Source organism: Thalassospira mesophila (assembly GCF_002115755.1).
GTDB lineage: Bacteria > Pseudomonadota > Alphaproteobacteria > Rhodospirillales > Thalassospiraceae > Thalassospira > Thalassospira mesophila.
The window spans coordinates 1-353 of record NZ_JFKA01000082.1 but is presented as its reverse complement, the minus strand read 5'-3'; the positions used below and the strand labels follow the sequence as shown (position 1 = coordinate 353).

General features: G+C 51.6%; 1 protein-coding gene. It reads right to left on the bottom strand.

What is annotated here, in order from left to right; translation table 11 throughout:
- Positions 1 to 353: TRAP transporter large permease subunit (locus tag TMES_RS22135; RefSeq protein WP_143589787.1), on the bottom strand; the 353-nt coding region annotated here is incomplete at both ends.

Sequence of the window (353 nt, the reverse complement as noted above, 5' to 3'; positions counted from 1 at the left end):
AGCAGCGGCATCCCCGTTATCCCCGATGTGACAAAAAGGTTTAGCCCCACCGGTGGTGTAATCATGCCGATTTCCATATTGACCACCATGATGATGCCGAGATGGATCGGGTCAATGCCCAGCTTCATCGCAATCGGAAACAGGATCGGTGCCATAATCATCAGAATGGCCGACGGTTCCATAAAGTTACCGGCAATCAGCAAGATGATATTAACAACAATCAGGAAACCCCACGCCGGAAGGCCCCAGCCAATGATGGCTTCGGCGATGGTGTGCGGGATGCGTTCGGTTGTCAGAACGTGGGCAAACAGCATGGCATTGGCAATGATGAACATCAGCATGATGGTCACTTT